This is a genomic window from Deinococcus pimensis DSM 21231, from assembly GCF_000519345.1.
In the GTDB taxonomy this organism is placed as follows: domain Bacteria; phylum Deinococcota; class Deinococci; order Deinococcales; family Deinococcaceae; genus Deinococcus_A; species Deinococcus_A pimensis.
The window spans coordinates 5,334-6,040 of the sequence record NZ_KI912619.1; the positions used below are offsets into that span (position 1 = coordinate 5,334).

General features: G+C 73.6%; 1 pseudogene. It reads left to right on the forward strand.

Annotated features, from left to right (window positions below):
• Positions 1–189 (forward strand): annotated as a pseudogene (locus DEIPI_RS38695) (hypothetical protein); the annotation flags it as partial.
• Between the last annotated feature and the right edge of the window lie 518 nt (positions 190–707).

Here is a 707-nt window from a genome sequence, read left to right on the forward strand (position 1 = left end):
CGCGCCGACGACGGCTCGGGCCGCGCCGCTCGGGAACTGCGGGTGGGGGAGTGGGCCCGCCTGACCCCGTGGCCCATGCCGAACCGCGGCGTGCGCCTCTGGTACGCCCGCGAGAGCGTGCCCGGCCAGAACTGGATCTTCCGCGCCGACTGGAACGACGCGCCCGGACGCCGCCGGGACCTGAACTGACCCCGCCAGTTCGCCGATGCCCCCGCGTGGGCGCCGCTGCTATACTGCGCTTGCCTTGATCGGGAGGAGTACCCGAGCACGCGCCCACGAGAGAGGTCCCGGCAGCTGGGAAGGGACCGGGAGAGCGAGCGGGGAAGGTCGCCCGGGAGCAGGTCGGCAGAACGAGCGCCGCGCGCTTCAGTAGAGCCGTCCGGGTGCGCCCGTCACAGCGCGCGAGAGCGCCCCTTTTCGGGGAACTGCGGTGGTACCGCGGGACGATCACGAACACCGTGCGCGTCTCGTCCGCAAGAGCACTGCGGACGGGACGCGCTGTTTTTCGTCCCCGACCGCCCGGAGGCCCCTCATGGAGAAGCGCTACACCCACCTCGAACCGGCCCGTGACGCCGCGCGCCTGCACGGCCTGCGCGAGCGCGTCGTCTGCTACGTCACGCGCGGCGGGCGGGACCTGCTGCTCTTCGACCACACGCCCGAGTACCCGGACGCGGGTGTGCAGGTGCCCGGCGGCGGCGTGGACGCGG